A 19,536-nucleotide genomic window follows, 5' to 3' on the forward strand; every position below is an offset into this window, starting at 1 on the left:
ATGACCTCAGCGGATACCTCGACCACCACTGCCGCGAAAGAACACGCGCGCGCCCAGGCGGGCGCGGTCACCGGATCGATGCCCGTGGTCCCGGCATCGGCGTGGCCGGCGCCCCCCGCCGATGTCGACCCGGCGGCCCTGACGTGGGCCGAGACGGTTCCAGGCGGCCGTTACACCAGCAAGGTTCTCGAACGCGGAACACGTGTGCGGCTGCGAGATGTGGAGGGGTTGGCCTGCGCACACCTTCTGCTGTTCCGCGCAGACGCGCCGTGGGAGCGGTTGAACGTCGCCGACACGGTCAAAGTGCCGTGGCAGGCGTATATCGGTGAAGGACATCCGCTGCTGTCGGATCAAGGCAGGTTGCTCGCCACCGTCGTCGCCGACACGTCCGGACACCACGACGCACTGTGCGGCACTACGTCGCTCGCGTCCAACGCTGCGAAATACGGTGACGGTTCGTTGCATTCACCGTCACCGGCAGGCCGCGAACTCTTCACGGTGGCCGCGGCGAAACACGGGCTCGAACGACGTGATCTGCCACCGTCACTGTCGTTGTTCCACGGAGTACGAGTCGGCGCGGACGGCTCCCTGAACAGCATCGGTTCGGCGGGACCGGGCGCAGTAGTCGAGCTGGTTCTGCATCTCCCACTCGTCGTCCTGATCGCGAACACCGCTCACCCGCTGGACCCGTCGCCGACCTTCGACACGACCGCGCTCGAGATACTCGCGTGGTCGGGCGGACGCTTCGAAGTACCCGCAGCAGCCGAGCCGGAATACCGGCGGGCATTCCTCAACACTGAAGACATCTGGGCTGCCGCGCAGTCGCAGGGGCAGGAGCAGGCATGACCACCAGCATCGACACCGCCGCCCTGGTACCGGGTACGGTCGTCCTGGACGAAGAAGTCGGCGCCCGCGGGCCGTGGTCCGCCGTCGTCGAGGCCGGCGACGTCCTCACCATCGTCGACCTGTACGGCAATCAGGCCGTGGACACCCTTGTCTACGCCGCAGACGACCACCGGCAGCGGTACTCGGCGGCCGCGACCGTGTCTGCACAGCGCAATCTCTTCCTCACCACCGGAAGTGTCCTGAGATCCGACGACCACGACGCCTTGATGACCCTCGTGGCGGACGAAGTCGGCTCCCACGACACCGTCGGTGGAGCCTGTTCGCAAGAATCGAACACGCTGCGCTACGGCCACCACACCAAACACCAGCACGCGTGCGTGGAGAACTTTCTCGCCGAGGGTTCCAAGTGGGGGATAGCCAAGCGCGACCTCGTGTCGAACATCAACTTTTTCATGAACGTCCCCGTCGAGGCGGACGGGACACTGGGGATCGTCGACGGCCTCTCGGCCCCCGGCAAGCGGCTCGCTTTGCGCGCGGAACGAGATGTTCTGGTACTGGTGTCCAATTGCCCGCAGATCAACAATCCGTGCAACGGTTTCGATCCGACACCGGTGCGCATGATCGTGACACGCCCGACGGGAGTCCGGCGATGACCGGCAAAATCACCGTGCAGCGGCCGGGCATGCTCACCACGGTGCAGGACTTTCCGGGCCGGACCGGCTACTGGCACATCGGAGTTCCGCCGTCGGGCCCCATGGACGATCTGTCCTTCCGGCTCGGCAACAGTGCGCTCGGAAACGACGAGGGCGCCGCCGGACTCGAGTGCGCCATGGCAGGTCCCGCCCTGCAGTTCGACAAGGACACGGTGGTGTGTGTGACGGGTGCACCGGCACCGGTCACCGTCGACGGTGACCTGGCGGCGCAATGGCGCCCCATACACGTACCGGCTGGGGGAGTTCTCGACGTCGGTACCGTGTCCGGTCCCGGACTGCGGATCTACGTGCTGGTGCAGGGCGGTCTCGAGGTCGAGGACTACCTCGGGAGCGCCTCGACGTTCACCCTCGGCAAGTTCGGCGGTCACCAGGGCCGGACCCTGCGACCGGGTGACATCCTCGCAATCGGTGACGCGAACGGGTCCGTGAAGGGCGTTCCCGCCGAATATGTTCCGGCGATGTGCCGACGCTGGGAGATCGCGGTCACCGAAGGGCCACACGGCGCTCCCGAATTCTTCACTCGGTCCGACATCAACACGTTGTACCGAACCGATTACGAGGTGCATTTCAATTCGGACCGCACAGGGGTGCGGCTGATCGGTCCGAAACCCGACTGGGCCCGGACCGACGGCGGCGAGGCGGGACTGCACCCGTCCAACATTCACGACAACGCGTATTCCGTCGGCGCACTCGACTTCACCGGGGACACCCCGATCCTGTTGGGACCCGACGGACCGAGCCTCGGGGGTTTCGTCTGCCCGGTCACCGTGGTCGTGGCGGAACGATGGAAGCTCGGCCAGCTGGCCCCGGGCGACACGGTGCGATTCGTACCCATCAAAGCAAATAGGACGGCGTCGACCCGCGCGCTCGGTCCTGCCCGTCGCGCTGCGCACTCCTCCGTCTTCTCCACCGCGGGTGACGGCGACGACGGCGTGATCGCCCGCCGCGACGGTGACACCGCCGTCACCTACCGTCGATCCGGCGACGACAATGTCCTGGTCGAATACGGTGACATGACCCTGGATCTTGCTCTTCGGGCCCGGGCCCACGCACTGCATCAGCGGCTCGAGATCGAGAAGCCGGCCGGCCTTCTGGACCTCACCCCGGGGATCCGTTCTCTGCAAGTCCGGGTCGATCCGGATGTGTTGCCCATTCCCAAGCTCATGGGATTGCTCGGTGACGCGGAGGACGCATTGCCCGCGGCGAACGAGCTCGTCGTTCCGAGTCGGTCCGTTCGGATGCCGCTGTCCTGGGACGACCCCTCGACGCGGGAAGCAATCCAGCGGTACATGCACGGAGTTCGCGCCGACGCCCCCTGGTGCCCGTGGAACATCGAATTCATCCGCCGCATGAACGGTCTAAGCAGTGTCGACGACGTATTCGACACCGTGTTCGGCGCCGAATACATGGTGCTCGGTCTCGGCGATGTCTACCTCGGCGCGCCCGTGGCAACACCCCTCGACCCACGTCATCGGCTCGTGACGACGAAGTACAACCCGGCACGTACCTGGACCCCCGAGAACGCGGTCGGGATCGGCGGGGCGTACCTGTGCATCTACGGAATGGAAGGACCCGGGGGATACCAGTTCGTCGGCCGCACGACCCAAGTGTGGAACCACCGCCACCCCGAGAAGTCCGGTCCGTTCGAGGACGGAACTCCATGGTTGCTTCGCTTCTTCGACCGGATCTCCTGGTATCCCGTGGAACCGGAGGAACTGATGGATCTGCGGTCCGACGTCGCAGCAGGGCGCGGGGGTGGCATCGACATCACCGACGGCACATTTTCGCTCGCCGATCATGAGCGGTTTCTCAGCGCGCACGCCGATTCGATCAGCGAATTCCGCGCCGGGCAGACCGTCGCCTTCGCCGCCGAACGGCAGAGATGGTCCGCGGCGGGGGAATTCACGACAGTGGGGTGAGGAGGGCGATACCCGTCAGAGCCCACCGAAATCGGACAGGACTTCCAGCGCGGCGTCGGTTGCCTGTGCCAGCGCCGCCATCTCCGCCTCAGCGACCGGCGCCGAGTTGGGTGACTGCAGTGCGAAGCCATTGGCGAGAGTGACAGTGTTGTAACCACTGTCCGCAGCGCGTAGGAGAAGATCCGAGGGAACATCGGATCCGGCCAGGCGATCGAGACCCTCGCCGACGAAGTAGAACCGCCACAGAGGCCCGAGATCGGCACCGTAGATTTCTTTGGTACGGGAGACGATGGTGTCGCCGTCGCGAGCAATGGAATCGACGATCTCGTAGTAGTCGGGAATGTCATCGGCGGCGGTGCCGGAAGACGCAACTGCCCGTGCCAGATCTATCGTGATGTGCGCGTTGTACCCCACCATCGCGACACGGGCGGGACTCAGCGAGCACTGCTTCGACAGCGAGAAGTACCGCTCCCACTGTGGCTCGACGGCGGTGCCCGTGAACTCGGCATGCAGGTTGCGGAGATACCGGCGCAGCAGATCCGAACTGATCGCAGGTGCCCACCGGCGATCCGCGAACGCAGTGGGGTCGCGCTGCAGAGGCATCACCGCAGAGTGTTCCACCGCGTCGAGTCCGAGGGAGAACAGTCCGCGCCGATCGTGATGGCGCACAAGAACGGCGGTGATCTCCGCGTGACGGGCCACCTCGTCCTCGAGGCGTTCCAGTGACGGGGTGTCCGGGAGAGTCGACAGGTCGGAGAGTTCGATGATCCGCGCGAGCTCCGGCTTCGTCAGTGCCTCACCACATGCCGTGCTCACGGAACTTGGCGGCTGCGCCGAAACATGCGCGGGAAGGGCTCCCGCGCTGATGATCACTGCGCAGAGTGAAATGACCGAGCGTACGGCGATCGACGATCTCGCAGAGTGCATCGCCGGAGCATAGCGAGTCGCCGCCGGTGTTGTGCGGTGACTGCACGGCATCTCGGCGCGATCAGGCCACCGTCTTGAACGGGTCGTGTTCGGCAATCAACTTCTCGAGCCGCGCCTCGTCCACGCGAACGCGTACCGTCGATGCCTCCTGATGATCACGCACCACCTTGGCGAGCGTGAACGTACTCGTCACCAGGAACAGCAACGTCATGCAGAGAAAGCCACGCTGCCACGGATCGATGGGCAGATAGGCGATTCCGATGAGCGATCCTGCGAAACTGATGGCGAAGGCGATACCCGCCTGAACGAAGAAGGCGGTCGTCGTTCTGGGTGTCGGTGTCGGTGTCATGCAACCCAGTTTGGCGGTTGACTCTGCGCGAAACATGAGTAGCACTACCCGACTTCCGTAGGGTAGATCCGCGTGGTCGCGCCGGATTCCGGCCGGGCAGAGGATTACCTCCCACGTCGAACGGAAACCGGCGCCGAGCATGCGACTCTAGGTGTGGCTGAGTCTGCGGTTGACCTCACGAGTGAGCCACGCGGGGGAGAAGCGGGACCCCAACGACAGCGCTTTCGATTGCAGGCCCACCGGGAAATGCACCTTGTGGTACGGCCGCTTCGAGGGACGAGTCGCCTTGAAGATGCTCGCTGACACGTCGTCGGCGCTCAGTTTGATACCGAGCGAGTTGGTGGTGCCCGTGGATACGCCTGCAGTCATGGCGGTGTTGACGAACAACGGCCACATCGCCTTCACCGAGATGTCGTACTCGGCCCATTCGAGGTCGAGTGCCTCGGTGATGCCGCGCACGGCGAACTTGGTGGCACCGTAGGTGGCGAGTTCCGGTTGACCGTAGATCGCCGAGGCGGAACACAGATTGATCACCTGTGCGCCCGGCGTTGCCTTCAGGTAGGGGAAGGCGGCGTGTGTTCCGTAGACGACACCGTTGACGTTGATGTCGATCTGCCGCTTGTGTACCTCCAGCGGAATTTCCTCGAACCGGCCCGCGACCAGAATGCCGGCATTGTTGACGAGGATATCGAGACGACCACCCGCTTCGGCGTCGAACTCTCTCAGGCGCTTCTCCCACTGCTCGGGGTCGGTGACGTCCAGAACGCCCGTGACGACGCGCCCACCGGCCGACGTGATCGCCTCCTGCAACGAGGCGAGGCCCGTCGCGTCGATGTCGTAGGCCCCGACGAGGTATCCGGCGCGGGAGAATTCGAGGGCAGTGGAACGTCCGATCCCGGCTGCAGCGCCGGTGATGAAGACCGTTGGAGTGGGCATCTCGACAGGATAGACGTTACCGCGATTATCGGTAAGACCTCGTCGACGTGGCGTGAAACGGAGCATGCGGAATGCGATCGAGTTCGATGGGTAGCCTTCTCCCATGTCGGAGCTTCCTCCTTTCAGTCCCACGGTCGCGCTGCTGACGGTGGGCCGAGTGTGGGATGCCGCGTTCGCCGAGGGGTTGAAGCCGCTCGGGTTGACCACCCGGAGGTACGGGTTGTTGGGGCACATTCGCGGAACGCCGGGTATCTCGTTCAGCGAGCTCGCTCGGCGGTCCCGCATCACTGTGCAGAGCGCTCACACGGCGGTCGCGGCGTTCGTCGTGTCCGGGCTGGTCGACGACGGGACTGCGCATGCCGGGGCGGCGTCCACTCTGCGGGTCACGGCGAAGGGGGAATCACTGCTGGCTCGGGCGGCCGAGGTGGTTGCCCGACTCGACGCGGAGTTCGCCGCGCAGCATCCCGAGCTGACCGAGGTCCTGCGGGTGCACATGCTGCGGGTGATGTCGGCCACCGACTGACCCCCATCACCAACCTTCAGTTAGGCTGAAGGTTATGGAATCGCTGTTGCTTTCCGTCCATGTCGTGGCGGGCATCCTCTTCGTGGGTCCGGTCGCGGTGACCACCAGTCTGTTCCCCCGATACGCGCCGGTGACCGCCCCGGCAAGTGGTGCGACGCAGGTCGAGCGGAGCATCCACGCCGCCCGTGTGCTGCACCGGATCACCCGCTATGGGGTCCTGGCGCTCGCAGTCCCCCTCGTCGGCCTGGTCCTCGCATCCGTGCAAGGCCGCACGAGCGAGGTCTGGGTGGTGGTCGCGATGGTGCTCACTGCCCTTGCCGGTGGACTACTCGCCCTGCAGATCGCCCCAATGCAGCAACATGCGCTCACCGCACCCGGCGACGGAGACCACCTCCGGCGCCTCGGCATGGTGACCGGCCTGTTCAACCTGCTGTGGGTGGTAGTCGTCGTGCTCATGATCGTGCGGCCCGGATCGGATTACGTATGACCGGGTTGCTGCGCATTCTTGCGGCGCTCTCGGCGCTCGAGACCGTCAGTGTCCTGGCGTTGCTGATCAACCTCGGCACCGTGCACGACGCCACGGTGGCTCGCATCCTCGGTCCGATCCACGGTGCGCTCTACCTGGCCGTCGCTGTCACGGCACTTCTCGGTCGCGGTCTGACGACCCGGACCCGCGTCGGTGCGCTCGTGCCCGTGCTCAGCGGCCCCCTCACGATGGTCAACCTGCGGCAGGAGGCTCGCAGCGCATGAGTTTTCGACATTACCTGTACCGGCCGCCGGCGGTCAGCGCCGCGCAGGCGGTTCGCCTCGTCGAAGATGGCGCGCTCGTTGTCGACGTCCGACGCCGGTTCGAGTGGAATCGGGTTCACATCCCCGGCGCCGTGCGTGCGCCACTGGAGGAATTACTCGATTGGTGCCTGGAGTTCCCTGACGACCGCCTGCTCATCACTTTCTGCACGGGCGGAATCCGCTCGGCCGGCGCTGCGAACCTGTTGGTGGAGAACGGATTCGACGCAGTCAACATGAGCGGCGGCCTCGTCCACTGGCGCACTGCGGGCGGGCCCCTGATCGCCCGGTGAGGGTGTGATGTGGCGGCGCAGCCAAGCGCAGCCCCCGCCAACGATGTATATCAGCGGGCGGGGGCGCTACACGGACAATCTGCACGTAGTAACGAGCAGCGCAACAATGATTTTCGATAGCCGACGCCCCGAAGTCCAGAGAGTGTGACCCACGCCATTGCACTATTTTCGGCGCACCTCAGTAACCGACCGGTAGGTGCGATGTCGACTATTCGTGAGAACGTGTGGGAAACGACTGACCTCAGGTTCGAGGCCCCCGTCATGTGACGTATAACACAGCTCAATTCTTCGGAGAAGCCTGGCGTTCGGGGATGTTGGGTTGCCAACCTATACCGGGACCCAAACCTCCAGACCTGATTTCGGGTATGGGTGTAGGTAGTTCGGCCGATGTGCAGGTGTCGAAGACGGTCCAAGGTAGCTGGTAGGCCGTACGCCACCGTCGATGTGGCAGTCGAGAATATTTGCACGTGAGGAAGAGATGTCATGGCACGAATCACCGAGAACCTGGGCTCGAATCTGCTGAATACTTTGCGGGTCGGTGTGGTTGGCACCGTTCTTTACGCCGCACTCATCATGGGCGTGATTGTGGTGGCGGTGTGGAAGTTCCCGATGCCCGGCGTGTAGTCCCGCGGCGCTTCATGGTCTCCCGCCGATGCCTGGCGTCGCGAAGTAAGACGCGGGGCGGTGGCCGTGCAGCGATGGAGCTGACGGCGGCGGCGTGGTTGTGCCTGTGGGTACCGCCTGGCCTGTGATCAATGCGCGGTACCTGTGACGGTGCCTGTTGGTATGAGAGGAACGGCAGTGTTCGGGACGGGCATGGGTGCGATGGTGGCTCTACTGGTGGCTGCACTGTTGATGGTGCCCGTCGCGTTCGGTGTGGCGGCGCGAGCGGACGCGAAGGTTCGCCGCCTCTCGACGTCCCGAGCGTCCGATCCGAATCTGAGCGGCTCGGACGTAGACGTGGACGAGCGGTGCGAGCGGTGGCGGCAACTGGCGACGCGGGCGTGGTTGATCTGCGGCGGCGCTTCGCTGGTTGCAGTGGCGGTCGTGGGTGTGCTGGTCTGTGTCGGGTGACGGCGGCATCGACCACGCCAGTCTGTCGGAAAGCCGAATCGAGTGGTCAGCTGATTGAGTCGTCTTCGGCCTCGCCGGCGGTAGGCAGGTTTATTCGCAAGGGTGTACCGCCTTCTTCGCAGAGGACGGTGACAAACGCCGGAAACACTATTCGCCAGGAACCGGCAACGAGCGTGAGAGCGCTCGCACCGAAGTCAGCCCATTGATTCGGCAGCAAGGTCACCGGCTCGTCCTGTAGCCAGTGTGGCGTCGGAATGCGGCGGTTCCGCTCCTCCGCGGGGTCGATGACGAATCGCACGTCCGTGACCGTGCCGCCCCCGACATTCCGAAGCCGGAACCGGTCGACCGCTCCCCGGATGCGTTGTACGTGGAAGTCGACGTTCTGCGGACGTGGGCATACCTGCCGCACGGCAGTCCGCCTTATTTCGGCAACTTGCGCTAATGCCGCGTCCCGCTCGGCTTCGGCGTCGAGCCTTGCCTGATCGGCAAGGTATGCCCTCCGCCACGCTGCGGCAACGGCGGCGCCGGACAGCACCCCGGTCGCCACGCTCAACCACGATGCGGCTCTCATGTGCGGAAACATACCTGAACCCGCCAGCCCCCTTCCGGCAGCCTGACGTCCACCTGATGCCGGAACTCACTGCCCGTCTCTTGGACGAGTGACCGCAGTGAACGATGTAATGACGTCCTCGGTGGCACCGTGCCGGTGAACGGTGCCCGATGCTGGCAGGATCATGCATGAGATCGGGGCTTCGCTGTGAGGTCCCGGCTCGCACTTTGCTGCAGGGAGACGAAGCATGGCACAGGGCGTTGTGAAGTGGTTCAACGGTGAAAAGGGCTTCGGATTCATCACGCCGGACGATGGCGGAGCTGATCTTTTCGTCCACTTCTCCGAGATTCAGGGCAGCGGCTACAAGTCGCTCGACGAGAACCAGCGTGTCGAGTTCGAGGTCGGCCAGGGGCAGAAGGGTCCGCAGGCCCAGAGCGTGCGGGGAGTCTGACAAACCTCCACGGGGCCGCATCCACTCGGATGTGGCCCCGTCCTGGGCGTGTACCCCCCGGTCTTCACAAGATTCTCCTGCAGTGAGCTTGGTCTGACCCATCGCGCCGCGCCGCACAGAAAGACTGACAAGGGTAGCCGGTCGATGACCGGCCCCTGAGCCCGTCTCGGACGGCGAGTGCGTCCTCGGCCGTGTCCGATCGCGGCAGGTTCTGCCGATGTCGAGCGCGCGCGGGCCGTCGTGCACGACGTCGCCGAACTGCGGTCCGGCACGCAGGTGATAACCGCGCTACCGCCGCCGTCGACATGAACGGGCTCGAAGGACCGAAGATAGATATCGACTGCGGGACAAAAGAACCCGACGTCGATCACTGGGAGCTGGGCATCACCCGACGTGGGAGCAGTTCCTGGCGCTGTGCCGGTTCACCGCAACCCCGATCTCCTTCTTCCTCCGCGAGCCCCCGGACCTGCGCGCGAGCGAGCCGACCCTCCTCTGTCACCTGCCGGCGAGGATGCTGCGTGAACTCACCGCGTTCACCCGGGAAGCGATCGCCGCGACCCTGGCCGGCCGCGTCTACACGTTCTTTACCGACGGCGGATTCAACGCGCGAGCGCAGATCACCGCCTTGATGCGGACAGTGTCGGCGTTTCCGGCGTTCTGGCAGTTCATCGGAATCGGCAAGTCTAGCTGTGGGATTCGGCAACTCTCGGACCCGGAAGACGAGGTCCCGGGCCCGCACCTGCGGCACTGGTCTGACCGCCCAGGATGAAGCGCTGTCAACGGACACGAGGGTGCCTGGGCCGGCGGACATGAGCTCTCCGGATCTGTGGACATCAACAATCCGGATGTGTAGTCGTAAAGACCGGTGGTGACCGGTGCCGTTGGTCCGGCGTCGTCTGTCGAGTGGGTGCACTCCTTTGCCGGTGAGGGCGTCGGGGAGGCGGTGTGAATTGCCCTTGGTCACGATGACGTGGGCGTGGTGCAGGAGCCGATCGACGGGTGAGATCGCGCAGCGGCAGTACCGCACCATGGACGCTGAAACCGTCGCGTTCCTCGACCTGTGCGCGAGCCGAGCCGGGGTCGCCTCGGTCACCACCTCGGCCGAACAGGTCCAGGTTCATCCTCACGTGGATGAATGGGCTGGTGTTGCGCTGGCTAGTCGATCGGGACGAAGCCGCCGCCTCGTTGCCGCGACGACCTCGTGTAGATCATCACCGGCAAAGCCCGCTGACCCCCAGCCGAAGCCGCATTGTTGTTGATACGTCGGAACCACGGCGTGAGACCACGACCCTGCACGGGCCCGGCGGGCCACGGCCGCAGGGTCGGTGGCGGCTCCTCGACCCTTAGGTGATACCGACTCCCGCGGCGGATTCCGAGCATCTCCACGTTCGACGTCAACGTCGATAGTCGACCTCCGCCGTGTGCCTTACGACGACCGACTCAGCGCAATTGCGTTTCCGAACAAGCCGCGCGGGTATTCCCGTTCGAGGGACGAGGAGGTCTGAGGAATGCCTGTTTGGGGATGGATCTTGATCGCGGTTATCGTCGTGATTGCCGTGGTGGCGGTCATCGTTGCCCGCTCGGTCAGCAGCGGTCAGCGGACGGAACGGCTGAGGGGACGCTTTGGTCCCGAGTACGAGCGGACTGTGGGAGAGGTCGGCAACCTCGATGCCGCGGAGGACGAGCTCGCCGCGCGCGAACGAAAGCGGGAGAAGCTCGATATCGTCTCGTTGCCGCCCGAGGCGCGTGCGAAGTACGCCGACTCGTGGCGGACGGTGCAGATCGAGTTCGTCGACAATCCGTCCGGTGCGGTCGGGGCCGCAGACCGGCTCGTGATCCAGGTCATGCGCGAGCGTGGTTACCCGATCGACGACTTCGATCAGCGGGCGGCCGACATTTCGGTGGATCACCCGAAGGTCGTCGAGAACTACCGAAGGGCACACAGCATTTATCTGGCGCAGGAGCAGGGCGACGTCGGTACCGAGGATCAGCGTGAGGCGTTCGTGCACTATCGGGCGCTATTCGAGCAGTTGCTCGAGACGGATGAGAACAAAGACAAGCCGAAGGAGACGCGCGCATGACCACCCCAGATCAGCAACCCGAAAGCGCCAGCCCGACCGGGCGGGTGGAATCACCGACGACGGCGCCCGGCACGTCGGGTGAGGGAGCCGCACGGCGGACCGAAACAACCGAATCGTCGACCGAGGCTCCCGGCCCTGCAGCCGAGAGCACCCAGCGGTCCACGGGCGCCTCTGGTTCTCCGGTCGAGGAGCAGCGGTCCACTGACACCTCTAGTTATCCGGTTGGGGACCAGCGGTCGACTGAGGAGCCCGTCCGCTCGACGGAGAAAGCCCAACCGTCCGCCGAGGAGACCGAATCAGCGTCTGATCAGACACTTTTTGGTGAGGACGAGTTGTCGGTCCTCCGCTCGCGTTGGGACGAGGTTCAGTCGGGCTTCGTCGATGATCCCAGAGAGTGTGTTCACAAGGCCGATGGTCTCGTGTCGGACGTCGTCGATCGGATCACCACCGGATTCTCGGAGGCCCGTTCCCGGCTCGAGGAGCAGTGGGCTCGGGGCGAAGAGGGCTCGACGGAGGATCTTCGTCTCGCGCTTAAGCGGTACCGCGAGTTTTTCCAGCGGCTGCTCGCACTCTGAGGAGGACAGAGCCAGGACAATGGGCTGCGGAGTTACCCCGGAACCACTCCATCCCGTCGCAGTGTTGGCGTTCTCATCGGGGCACGATATGACACGTTCGAAGTTCGTCGAGCACCGGGGAGCGAGACCGGTGGTCGGCGCGGGGGTATCGGGCGACCCCGACAGGATTGCTGTAACGCGAACCCGAATCGCCCGCACACCGTCCTCGACGGGCTGATGCCGATAGCGAAGCAGTGCGCGCGACCCACCTCGTGGAGTGGATCCGAGTGTGGCAGGCCGTCAACCGCGACCCTGTACGCCTGCGGGCGGTGCGGCTTTCACGACCAATGCTTACATCAGGGTCGTCGCCACAGGTCAACACCCTGAACGAACGACACCCGGTCGCGTGGGTGGTTGCTGCCTCTGCCCCTTGTGGCGAATTGTCGCCGGTGTAGCGCTGAGGGCCGCGGCGCCGATACACAGCACGGTCGGGAAGTTATCCCGAAAGGTGTAGTCATGATTGGTGTTGTGTTCGACCTTCCTGCAGGCATCGGGAACGTGACGTTGTGGCCGTGGACGTGGTGGAACTCGTTCGCGACCTGGTGGAATCAGTTCTAGAGGAGTCGGTGATGATCGGACTGTTACCGGACCTCTTCTTGGCGAATCCACTCGAGGAGGGCGTATGGCCGTTGATCCTCGAGTGGAACAACTTCGTCCGATGGTGGAACCCGCTCTGAAATCCGGCCAAACCGCGTCACATGGAGACTGTCGCTCACGCCGCGTCGAGGGTACGACTGTCCGATCGAGCTCCGACGTCGGCGGGGTGCTCGGTTCAACGGTGCTCGGTGATCACACCGACTTCCCGGGCGAACCCGACCTATGCCTGCCCCGTGTCGAAGGTCGCGGTGGCGGGTGCGTTCACCGAAGCGCTGTCACGGTGCGGGACCACGAAGTTGGGCGCAGGGTGGGTGGGTACCGGATTAAGTCCGCCCTGCGAATGCGGGGATGATCTGGTCGCCGTACCGCTGGTTACGCGAGGAAAGCCAGACTTCATGGGAACGGCTCGTTGTTGCCAGTTTTCGAGTCGCACGCGAGAGCGCGACGCCCCATCGCGCGGACGGTGGCTGTAGGCCGCAACGTGATCCTCGTTCAGGAGAAGCGCTCGATGATCGCTGCGGTGATCTGATCGGGGGCGTCTTCTTGGATGAAGTGCTTGGCGTGTGGGAGCTCGACGATCTCGAGGTCGGTGAAGGAGGTGCGAATTTGCGGGATACAGGCTTTCGGCCGGAACACTATGTCCCGCATTCCCCATACCGCCAGGGTGGGTTTGTCCCCGAGGTGGTCGGGAACGTCGTCGGCGAGCTTCTCCAGCAGTGGATGTGCGGCGCGGATCTGGCGGGGCATGACCGCGAGCGCACATCGGGCGTCCGTCGTGGGCTGGACCATGCGATAGTGCGCGGCCTCTGCATCGGTCAGTGCGGGGCCGGCTTTGCCGAGCAGGAACTGTTCCACGAGCAGGTTCTGCTCGAGGATGCGCCGCTGCATAGGGCCACTGCTCATGATCACGCTGAATACCCGATTCGCCAGCGGCTCGATTGGCCAGAACACGGTGTTGCTCAGCACGATCCCTGCGACCCGATCTGCGCGTGTCGTTGCTGCGCCGAGCCCGATCGGACCGCCCCAGTCGTGCCCCATGACGACGAAGCCGTCGAGTTCGATGTGGTCGATCAGTTCACCGACAACCGTCGTGAGTTCGGCGACGGTATAGCCGAAGTCGATGGGCCGCTCAGACAGGCCGAAGCCCGGGTAGTCCACAGCGATGCAGCGGTACCGATCACGAAGGCCGGTCACAATGTGGCGGTAGAGAAAGCTCCATGTCGGTGAACCGTGGCAAAAAACGATTGCCGGCCCCGTCCCCTCATCGATGTAGTGCACCCGGCCAGCTGACGAATCGAACCACCGCGACTGGAAAGGGTAGAGGTTCGGGTCGGGAAGGAAGTCGATCATCATTGCGCTGTTCTCCTGGTCTGCGCTGCGCGTCTTTGTGGCCGGAACCTGGCAAGCCCACTACAGGTGTAGCGTTTGATACATCGAGACACTACACCTGTAGCATCCGGGTGTGTCTTCCGTGGCCAGTAGCAGTGAACGGCGAGAGGTGATCGCCACGAGCGGAATCCGCATCATCGCCCGTAATGGTGTGCGCGCCCTGACGCATCGAGCCGTTGACCGCGAGGCGGGGATCCCACAGGGATCGACCTCCTACCATGCACGGACGCGGCTCGCGCTGATGGAGCTCATCGTCGACGCGCTTGCAGCACGTTCTAAGGCTGATGCCGAAGAGCTCGCTGCCTCGCTCGACGCGACGTTCGACCGCGGACACCGAGTCGACGTCGACGAGCTCGCCTCTCTACTCACCCGGCTCGTCGAGACTCTCGCATCCCGCCGCGACGACATGAGAGCCCGCTACGCCCTTATCCTCGAGTTCGATGAGGTTCCAGGCCTTCGAGCGAAGCTGACATCGGAGTCGGAGGTGCATGCAATCTCCCGGGAAGTGACTGCGCTAGCCCTCACCAAAGCGGGCCTGACCGCCTCCGGGGACCGCGTCGGGGAGTTGATTGCTCTCACGGAGTCGTTGGTGTTCTATCGAACCGCCATCAACGAGATCGTTTCGCTCAATGCCATTTTCGCCGCGTACCTCCGCGGCACCGACTGACGTTAGAGTAAACAGGTAGGCGGAGTTGGTTGGGAAGTCGCCGCGCTTGTTGTCGGCGACGGACGGGCTCGGCCGACGTTCGACCTCGCAGGCAGCGAGCGGTAGCTGACCGAGCCGATTCGGGGCTCCTCGAGTACTCGTTCCGCCCGGGGAGCGATGACGGAGAGTCGGGTTTCTTCGATGCCTGCCCGGATCTGTGCCAGCAACCGCATCCGCCACGCACCGGATCCCTTCGTTCGGATCATCATGTGCACGCTATCGCGCAGACGGAGTCTTGGGCGCCGCTGCAATTTCTCTGCTCGTTGCGGGCGCCCGGAGGTGAAGGGTTCTTCCGTGTTCCCGACCCGGTCGACCTCAATGGGGTCCCGGCGAAGGGCAAACAGATCATCACGTTGACTCCGGACGGTTCTCAGCAGTCAGTCACAGTCAGCTACACCGCGAACCTGTCCGACAGGGAGGTTCTCACCCTCTCGGTCATCCCGGACTTGTCATCGAACGCCCCACGCCTTGTCGTGGACAGCGACAAGGGAATCGACCTGTACAAACGTGCCGCCGAACTAGTGCAATAGCTGAGTCGTCGACAGAGACCTGCACGAGTCGCTGAGAGTGCAGGTCCCACAGCGTTTCCTACCGTACGACCGTGTCGGTGACCCCAGTAGGGTCCGGCTTGTGACAATCGAAAAGGAAGTGGAACCGAATCAGGACTCGGATGTGGTCGGGTCCGCCCGGTTGGGGTGGACGCCGGACCTGAGCGACGGGGCAGCCACACGAATCGCCGGCGCTGTCACGTCATCCCGGGCACCCGGCGCCGGCAGGGTCTATGCCTCCGATTGGCGGCGCTTCCGCAACTGGTGCGAAACCCATGCACACCATGCTTTGCCGGCGCACCCAGTCATGCCGCGTACCTGGTCGACGCCGCCGACACCGTTGATGGTGAGGGAGAACAAGCGTATTCGCCATCCACACTGAGTCGGTGGGTGTCGACCGATGCCCAGCGCCCAGCCCACACCAGTTGGCCGCATCGCTGTTGGATACACGACCGTTGCCAACGCGATCACACTCATTTGTCCACCTGCGACACAGGTACCCGTGAGGAACGCCGCCATCAAGAGCGACCCGGCGGATGTTCCCATCAGAACCGATCCGAGTATCGCCACAAAGACTGCACCACCCAGGTAGACGGATCCAAGGACTCGAAAGGCGTTGATACGGTCCATCGCGGGTCCAACGACGGTTGCCGCCGCAACTTCGCCGATGGTGGTCAACACGGTTTGGGCAATAGCCAGGCTCGGAGAGTGCCCTTGAGCTGAATGATTGTTGGGAGCCAACTCTGAACTGCATAGAACGCGGCCAGGTTGGTCATGAATGCGTTCCATAGCAGCACCGTGGGGACCAACCATTGTCCGCGAACGAGAGTAAGTGAACTGGACTTTTCGAGTCCGGTCGGTTGGAGAGTCTCCTCGAGGAGAACCACCGCGATCAGCGTGAAGATTGTGCCCTCAACTGGTCTGCCGACGCGGATGTGGTTGGCCCTCAAAGTCGAAGAAGGGTGGACGAAGGCATCTGGATACCCCATTGGTGAAGCCCGCAGAGGACGACTCGAACCGGCAGGTTCCTCTAGATATGACGGAATGTTTCGATCACTGGGGCAAGTTCAGTCGCGTTGGTGACCAGGTCGATGTGGCCGCCCGCGTGCGTATGCACTATGGCGTGCGGGAGAAACCGTTTCATGATTCGGGCATTGGCGATTGGAATGATTGGGTCGTCGGTGCCCGCGACGATCAGAGTCTGTTGCCGAATCAGGGGTAGCACGGGCAGGCTGGTCCACACTGCACCGGCCAGCAGCTGGTGGAGGTAACCCGAGCGGGAACCTGCGTGGAGTTGCTGCAGGAATAGCTTGGTGATGTCGTCGCGGTTGCGGGTGGCTGCACCGCCGTATAGTTCGCCGGCGATCGATGCGGCGTAGTCGGGGTCGGTGAACCTGCGCGGGGTAAGCATTTTCGCCAGGACCCGCGGACGACCCGGCACCATGAGTGCCCCGGATGCTGTGGCGACGAGAACCAGTCGGCGGCAGCGGCGGGGGTTCTGCAGTGCGAATTGCTGCGCCAGGGCACCGCCCCACGACAATCCAAGCACGTCCACGACGTCGAATCCGAGTGTGGTGATCAGTCGTCCCAGCACCCACGCGAGGTACGGGAACCCGTAGGGCAGGCGCGATGCCGGGGATCCGCCTGCCCCGGGCACGTCGAAACGGACGATCGTCGTCTTCGGGTCGAGTTCGGCCACCAGCGGGTCGAGGACCTCGAGTCCGGCGCCGATTCCGTTGCACAGGACGAGCGGTATCCCGGTACCGCGGCGTACGTTCACCCGGATCCGCTGGCAACCGACGGCGAGGGTCGTCGGGTCGGACCGGTGACGGTCGCCGAACAACTCCGTCACCGTCACCGGTACAAGACCACGACGTCGGCGATACAGGCCGGACGGTGTTCACCGTCAACGGTGAACGTGACCCCGAACACCACCTCGATGCCGCCATGCTTTTGCTGGGCAGCGGTCACGGCCACCGTCGCGCGGATCGGGGAACCGGCCGGCACCGGCGCCGGGAACCGTACCCTGTTCAGACCGTAGTTGAGGGCGGCCGTCACGTCGTCGACGGTGAGGACCTCGGCGAGTACCTGTGGTGTGAGCGCCAATGTCAGGTAACCGTGCGCGATTGTGCCACCGAAGGGCCCTTGTGCTGCGCGTGCGATGTCGGTGTGGATCCACTGATGATCACCCGTGGCGTCGGCGAATCGGTTGATCTGAGACTGCGTGAGGTAGTAAAGGTCGGTGGTGCCGACCGTCTGTCCGATCAGTCCGAGTAGATCGGCCGGTTCTGCGAGATGAGTGCTCATCGTCTTCCTTCGAGTGGCTGTCAGCTCTGATGGACGTATGTGCCCGGAGCCGGTGCGAGGGGTGGGTACTCGCGGGAGCCGAGGGTGCCCGGTGCCTCGATGTCGGGGCCACTGCGTTCGGCGAGCCACCGCGCGTAGTCGGGCCACCACGAGTCGGAGGCCTCCTCCGCGGACGTCATCCAGTCGTTCGCCGTGTCCGCGTCGGCCTGCCCGAACCGATACGACGCTCGCGGGTTACCCGGTGGGTTCACCATCGAGGCGATGTGACCGTTCGACGAGAGCACGAATCGGTTGTCCTTGCTGCCGAGCAGGCGGGCGCTGCGGTAGGTGGATTGCCACGGGCTGATGTGGTCTGCGATTCCTCCGACGACGTACGCGTCGGCGGTGATTGTCCCCAGATCCACGGGTGTGCCGAGCATGCTCACCGCTCCCGGTACAGTGAGCGCGTTGCGGACGCCGAGCAGCACGAGGTCGCGGTGCAGCGCTGCGGCCATCCGGGTGGTGTCGGCATTCCAGAACAGCACGTCGAACGGTGCCGGACGTCGGCCCTGCACATAGTTGTTGACCCAGTAACGCCACACCAGGTCGGTCGGGCGTAACCAGGCGAAGATCTCGGTCATCGCGCGGCCGTCGAGGTAGCCCTTGGATGCGGACGAGCGGATGGCGGCGCTGGCGGCGCGTTCGCTCATGACCGCCGATGCGAACCCGGCTCTGGTTTGGTCCAGGACGGTGACGGCGAGGGTGAGGCCCGCGACCCGCTCGCCTTGGCCGATCTCGGTCAGGTGGGCGACCGTCATGGCTGCGAGGATCCCACCCGAGCAGGTTCCCAGCAGGTGCGCGTTGCCGGAACCGGTGACGGTCTGCACTGTGCCGAGGGCTTCGATGATCGCCGCACCGTATGTGTCCGTTCCCCAATTGCGGTGGCGGGCCAGCGGATTGCGCCACGAAATAGCGAAGACCTGCTGCCCTTGCCGTACCAGGTATTCGATCAGGCTCCGCTCCGGGGCGATATCGAGAATGTAGTACTTGTTGATGACCGGGGGAACGATCAGCAGCGGAGTCGAATGCACCGTTGGGGTTTGGGGTGCGTAATGGATCAGCTCGAAGGCCCGGGTTTGCAGCACGACTGCGCCCTTCGTGGTGGCCACGGTTTCGCCCACCGCGAACGCATCCGGTTCGACCATGGCGGGCACACGCGGGCTGGCCAGCATGTCGCGGGCGAAGGTGCGCACACCGCGCACAGCGCTCAGGCCCCCGGTATCGATCATCGCCTTCCATCCCAGGGGGCTCAGGACCGGGTTGTTGGTCGGGGCGGCCCCTTCGAGGATGTTGTCGAGTACGAAGCGGATCTTCTCGGCGTCACGCCAGTCCAGGGAGGCGTCGTCGAACAGTGCGTTCGCGGTGTGCGCGGCCGCGAGATAGGCCTGCATGGTGCGCCGCAACAACGGGTTCTGTTGCCAGGCTGGGTCACCGAAACGTTTGTCTGATCGTGCCGGTGCGCGGTCGGAGGTGCCGGCGGCAATCGCGCCCAGTTCGCGGACGAGCGCACCACCGCGAAGGGTGAGGGTGTGTGGCTGATCGACCAGACTTCGGGCCGCCCTGATCCAGGACCTGTTCGGCAGCATGCGTGCGGCGAACCCGCTGGTCCCGTTGGTCAACAGCAGGTCGAGGGGGACGGCGAGCTCGTCGGGGTTCCCCGACGCGGGTGTAGTTGTCACAAAAGATCCGTTCAGTTGCGATGTGAGCAGAGGCTTGTTGCGAGTGTCTGTGCTTCCAGGCGTTGTCGATCCCCAGATGCACTGCCAGAGCGGCGGGCACTTCAGTGCCGAACTTGCGTCGGAATGCCAAGAACTCGGTGGTGCGGTGCCGGGCGCGGCGGGAGCCGAATACCCTTCCGACGGTATCGGCCTCCGAGCGCGCATAGGCC

Annotated in this window: 24 protein-coding genes and 1 pseudogene; 15 read left to right on the forward strand and 10 right to left on the reverse strand. The window is 64.4% G+C overall.

Annotated elements, in window-relative coordinates:
- Genes L1080_RS08725 through L1080_RS08735 form a run of 3 tightly spaced genes read left to right on the forward strand, consistent with a single transcriptional unit; the run spans position 1 to position 3,478 of the window.
- Entirely contained in the window at positions 1-846 is an 846-nt protein-coding gene (locus tag L1080_RS08725; protein ID WP_159926489.1) for an urea amidolyase associated protein UAAP1, read from the forward strand.
- Positions 843-1,499 carry an urea amidolyase associated protein UAAP2 gene (locus L1080_RS08730; RefSeq protein ID WP_109330528.1) on the forward strand — a complete coding sequence of 219 codons (657 nt, stop codon included), beginning with the start codon at positions 843-845 and terminating at the stop codon, positions 1,497-1,499. Before L1080_RS08725 ends, L1080_RS08730 begins: the two co-directional genes overlap by 4 nt.
- Positions 1,496-3,478: a 5-oxoprolinase/urea amidolyase family protein gene (locus L1080_RS08735; RefSeq protein WP_250763652.1), complete on the forward strand. Its 1,983-nt coding sequence runs from the start codon at positions 1,496-1,498 to the stop codon at positions 3,476-3,478. The genes L1080_RS08730 and L1080_RS08735 overlap by 4 nt, the downstream gene beginning before the upstream one ends.
- Positions 3,479-3,493: 15 nt before the next feature.
- Here the strand turns inward: L1080_RS08735 and L1080_RS08740 are convergent, their stop codons facing one another.
- From L1080_RS08740 to L1080_RS08750, 3 genes are all read right to left on the reverse strand, one after another.
- Entirely contained in the window at positions 3,494-4,405 is a 912-nt protein-coding gene (locus L1080_RS08740) for a DUF5995 family protein (protein ID WP_250763649.1), read from the reverse strand.
- Positions 4,406-4,466: 61 nt separating this feature from the next.
- On the reverse strand, positions 4,467-4,754 hold the full coding sequence (locus L1080_RS08745) for a YiaA/YiaB family inner membrane protein (protein ID WP_213571830.1): 288 nt from the start codon (positions 4,752-4,754) through the stop codon (positions 4,467-4,469).
- Between the two features lie 147 nt (positions 4,755-4,901).
- Entirely contained in the window at positions 4,902-5,690 is a 789-nt protein-coding gene (locus L1080_RS08750) for an SDR family oxidoreductase (RefSeq protein ID WP_250763646.1), read from the reverse strand.
- Positions 5,691-5,793: 103 nt separating this feature from the next.
- Between L1080_RS08750 and L1080_RS08755 the strand changes: the two genes are divergently transcribed.
- From L1080_RS08755 to L1080_RS08780, 6 genes are all read left to right on the forward strand, one after another.
- Positions 5,794-6,213 carry a MarR family winged helix-turn-helix transcriptional regulator gene (locus tag L1080_RS08755; protein ID WP_250763643.1) on the forward strand — a complete coding sequence of 140 codons (420 nt, stop codon included), beginning with the start codon at positions 5,794-5,796 and terminating at the stop codon, positions 6,211-6,213.
- Positions 6,214-6,247: 34 nt separating this feature from the next.
- On the forward strand, positions 6,248-6,700 hold the full coding sequence (locus L1080_RS08760) for a hypothetical protein (protein ID WP_250763640.1): 453 nt from the start codon (positions 6,248-6,250) through the stop codon (positions 6,698-6,700).
- Complete coding sequence (locus L1080_RS08765; RefSeq protein WP_250763637.1) at positions 6,697-6,963, forward strand: hypothetical protein; 267 nt, start codon at positions 6,697-6,699, stop codon at positions 6,961-6,963. The genes L1080_RS08760 and L1080_RS08765 overlap by 4 nt, the downstream gene beginning before the upstream one ends.
- The gene (locus L1080_RS08770; protein ID WP_250763634.1) at positions 6,960-7,292 is read left to right on the forward strand and encodes a rhodanese-like domain-containing protein; all 333 of its coding nucleotides are present in this window, start codon (positions 6,960-6,962) and stop codon (positions 7,290-7,292) included. Before L1080_RS08765 ends, L1080_RS08770 begins: the two co-directional genes overlap by 4 nt.
- A gap of 483 nt (positions 7,293-7,775) precedes the next feature.
- Positions 7,776-7,916 (forward strand): hypothetical protein, encoded by a 141-nt coding sequence (locus L1080_RS08775; protein WP_201453476.1) that lies wholly within the window; start codon positions 7,776-7,778, stop codon positions 7,914-7,916.
- A gap of 162 nt (positions 7,917-8,078) precedes the next feature.
- A complete protein-coding gene (locus L1080_RS08780) occupies positions 8,079-8,366 on the forward strand; it encodes a hypothetical protein (RefSeq protein ID WP_236603311.1) in 288 nt (95 codons plus the stop codon).
- Positions 8,367-8,412: 46 nt separating this feature from the next.
- On the opposite strand, the gene L1080_RS08785 is transcribed toward L1080_RS08780, so the two are convergent.
- A complete protein-coding gene (locus L1080_RS08785; protein ID WP_159926507.1) occupies positions 8,413-8,937 on the reverse strand; it encodes a hypothetical protein in 525 nt (174 codons plus the stop codon).
- Between the two features lie 226 nt (positions 8,938-9,163).
- On the opposite strand from L1080_RS08785, the gene L1080_RS08790 reads away from it, so the two are divergent.
- Together L1080_RS08790 and L1080_RS08795 are read left to right on the forward strand one after the other, a co-directional pair.
- Entirely contained in the window at positions 9,164-9,367 is a 204-nt protein-coding gene (locus tag L1080_RS08790) for a cold-shock protein (RefSeq protein ID WP_109330492.1), read from the forward strand.
- Between the two features lie 511 nt (positions 9,368-9,878).
- Positions 9,879-10,136 (forward strand): VWA domain-containing protein, encoded by a 258-nt coding sequence (locus L1080_RS08795; RefSeq protein WP_250765161.1) that lies wholly within the window; start codon positions 9,879-9,881, stop codon positions 10,134-10,136.
- 132 nt (positions 10,137-10,268) lie between these two features.
- On the opposite strand, the pseudogene L1080_RS08800 reads toward L1080_RS08795, so the two are convergent.
- A pseudogene (locus L1080_RS08800) lies at positions 10,269-10,376 on the reverse strand (ATP-binding protein); the annotation flags it as partial.
- A gap of 499 nt (positions 10,377-10,875) precedes the next feature.
- On the opposite strand from L1080_RS08800, the gene L1080_RS08805 reads away from it, so the two are divergent.
- Both L1080_RS08805 and L1080_RS08810 read left to right on the forward strand, forming a co-directional pair.
- The gene (locus L1080_RS08805; RefSeq protein WP_250763631.1) at positions 10,876-11,448 is read left to right on the forward strand and encodes a hypothetical protein; all 573 of its coding nucleotides are present in this window, start codon (positions 10,876-10,878) and stop codon (positions 11,446-11,448) included.
- Complete coding sequence (locus L1080_RS08810) at positions 11,445-12,023, forward strand: hypothetical protein (RefSeq protein WP_250763628.1); 579 nt, start codon at positions 11,445-11,447, stop codon at positions 12,021-12,023. Before L1080_RS08805 ends, L1080_RS08810 begins: the two co-directional genes overlap by 4 nt.
- A gap of 1,128 nt (positions 12,024-13,151) precedes the next feature.
- On the opposite strand, the gene L1080_RS08815 is transcribed toward L1080_RS08810, so the two are convergent.
- Positions 13,152-14,012: a haloalkane dehalogenase gene (locus L1080_RS08815; protein WP_250763625.1), complete on the reverse strand. Its 861-nt coding sequence runs from the start codon at positions 14,010-14,012 to the stop codon at positions 13,152-13,154.
- A 109-nt stretch (positions 14,013-14,121) separates the two neighbouring features.
- Here L1080_RS08815 and L1080_RS08820 point away from each other — a divergent pair, with 109 nt between their 5' ends.
- Both L1080_RS08820 and L1080_RS08825 read left to right on the forward strand, forming a co-directional pair.
- Positions 14,122-14,715 carry a TetR/AcrR family transcriptional regulator gene (locus L1080_RS08820; protein ID WP_250763622.1) on the forward strand — a complete coding sequence of 198 codons (594 nt, stop codon included), beginning with the start codon at positions 14,122-14,124 and terminating at the stop codon, positions 14,713-14,715.
- Between the two features lie 248 nt (positions 14,716-14,963).
- Positions 14,964-15,284, forward strand: a complete 321-nt coding sequence (locus L1080_RS08825; protein WP_250763619.1) for a hypothetical protein — start codon at positions 14,964-14,966, stop codon at positions 15,282-15,284.
- 249 nt (positions 15,285-15,533) lie between these two features.
- On the opposite strand, the gene L1080_RS08830 is transcribed toward L1080_RS08825, so the two are convergent.
- The 4 genes from L1080_RS08830 to L1080_RS08845 form a co-directional block, all read right to left on the reverse strand.
- Positions 15,534-16,091: a hypothetical protein gene (locus L1080_RS08830; protein ID WP_459030704.1), complete on the reverse strand. Its 558-nt coding sequence runs from the start codon at positions 16,089-16,091 to the stop codon at positions 15,534-15,536.
- A 241-nt stretch (positions 16,092-16,332) separates the two neighbouring features.
- Positions 16,333-17,160 carry an alpha/beta fold hydrolase gene (locus L1080_RS08835; protein WP_250763617.1) on the reverse strand — a complete coding sequence of 276 codons (828 nt, stop codon included), beginning with the start codon at positions 17,158-17,160 and terminating at the stop codon, positions 16,333-16,335.
- Positions 17,157-17,609, reverse strand: coding sequence for a MaoC family dehydratase (locus L1080_RS08840; protein WP_250763615.1), 453 nt, complete (start codon positions 17,607-17,609; stop codon positions 17,157-17,159). Before L1080_RS08840 ends, L1080_RS08835 begins: the two co-directional genes overlap by 4 nt.
- A gap of 20 nt (positions 17,610-17,629) precedes the next feature.
- Positions 17,630-19,327 (reverse strand): PHA/PHB synthase family protein, encoded by a 1,698-nt coding sequence (locus tag L1080_RS08845; RefSeq protein WP_250763613.1) that lies wholly within the window; start codon positions 19,325-19,327, stop codon positions 17,630-17,632.
- Positions 19,328-19,536: the final 209 nt, after the last annotated feature.

Origin of the sequence: Rhodococcus sp. MSC1_016, assembly GCF_023667485.2 — a bacterium.
Lineage (GTDB): Bacteria > Actinomycetota > Actinomycetes > Mycobacteriales > Mycobacteriaceae > Rhodococcus_F > Rhodococcus_F oxybenzonivorans.

Excerpts from the sequence above, each read along its gene's own strand:
- L1080_RS08725 (WP_159926489.1), top strand. The coding sequence starts at position 1 with ATGACCTCAGCGGATACCTCGACCACCACTGCCGCGAAAGAACACGCG.
- L1080_RS08730 (WP_109330528.1), top strand. The coding sequence starts at position 843 with ATGACCACCAGCATCGACACCGCCGCCCTGGTACCGGGTACGGTCGTC.
- L1080_RS08735 (WP_250763652.1), top strand. The coding sequence starts at position 1,496 with ATGACCGGCAAAATCACCGTGCAGCGGCCGGGCATGCTCACCACGGTG.
- L1080_RS08740 (WP_250763649.1), bottom strand. The coding sequence starts at position 4,405 with ATGCACTCTGCGAGATCGTCGATCGCCGTACGCTCGGTCATTTCACTC.
- L1080_RS08745 (WP_213571830.1), bottom strand. The coding sequence starts at position 4,754 with ATGACACCGACACCGACACCCAGAACGACGACCGCCTTCTTCGTTCAG.
- L1080_RS08750 (WP_250763646.1), bottom strand. The coding sequence starts at position 5,690 with ATGCCCACTCCAACGGTCTTCATCACCGGCGCTGCAGCCGGGATCGGA.
- L1080_RS08755 (WP_250763643.1), top strand. The coding sequence starts at position 5,794 with ATGTCGGAGCTTCCTCCTTTCAGTCCCACGGTCGCGCTGCTGACGGTG.
- L1080_RS08760 (WP_250763640.1), top strand. The coding sequence starts at position 6,248 with ATGGAATCGCTGTTGCTTTCCGTCCATGTCGTGGCGGGCATCCTCTTC.
- L1080_RS08765 (WP_250763637.1), top strand. The coding sequence starts at position 6,697 with ATGACCGGGTTGCTGCGCATTCTTGCGGCGCTCTCGGCGCTCGAGACC.
- L1080_RS08770 (WP_250763634.1), top strand. The coding sequence starts at position 6,960 with ATGAGTTTTCGACATTACCTGTACCGGCCGCCGGCGGTCAGCGCCGCG.
- L1080_RS08775 (WP_201453476.1), top strand. The coding sequence starts at position 7,776 with ATGGCACGAATCACCGAGAACCTGGGCTCGAATCTGCTGAATACTTTG.
- L1080_RS08780 (WP_236603311.1), top strand. The coding sequence starts at position 8,079 with ATGAGAGGAACGGCAGTGTTCGGGACGGGCATGGGTGCGATGGTGGCT.
- L1080_RS08785 (WP_159926507.1), bottom strand. The coding sequence starts at position 8,937 with ATGAGAGCCGCATCGTGGTTGAGCGTGGCGACCGGGGTGCTGTCCGGC.
- L1080_RS08790 (WP_109330492.1), top strand. The coding sequence starts at position 9,164 with ATGGCACAGGGCGTTGTGAAGTGGTTCAACGGTGAAAAGGGCTTCGGA.
- L1080_RS08795 (WP_250765161.1), top strand. The coding sequence starts at position 9,879 with ATGCTGCGTGAACTCACCGCGTTCACCCGGGAAGCGATCGCCGCGACC.
- L1080_RS08805 (WP_250763631.1), top strand. The coding sequence starts at position 10,876 with ATGCCTGTTTGGGGATGGATCTTGATCGCGGTTATCGTCGTGATTGCC.
- L1080_RS08810 (WP_250763628.1), top strand. The coding sequence starts at position 11,445 with ATGACCACCCCAGATCAGCAACCCGAAAGCGCCAGCCCGACCGGGCGG.
- L1080_RS08815 (WP_250763625.1), bottom strand. The coding sequence starts at position 14,012 with ATGATGATCGACTTCCTTCCCGACCCGAACCTCTACCCTTTCCAGTCG.
- L1080_RS08830 (WP_459030704.1), bottom strand. The coding sequence starts at position 16,091 with ATGGAACGCATTCATGACCAACCTGGCCGCGTTCTATGCAGTTCAGAG.
- L1080_RS08840 (WP_250763615.1), bottom strand. The coding sequence starts at position 17,609 with ATGAGCACTCATCTCGCAGAACCGGCCGATCTACTCGGACTGATCGGA.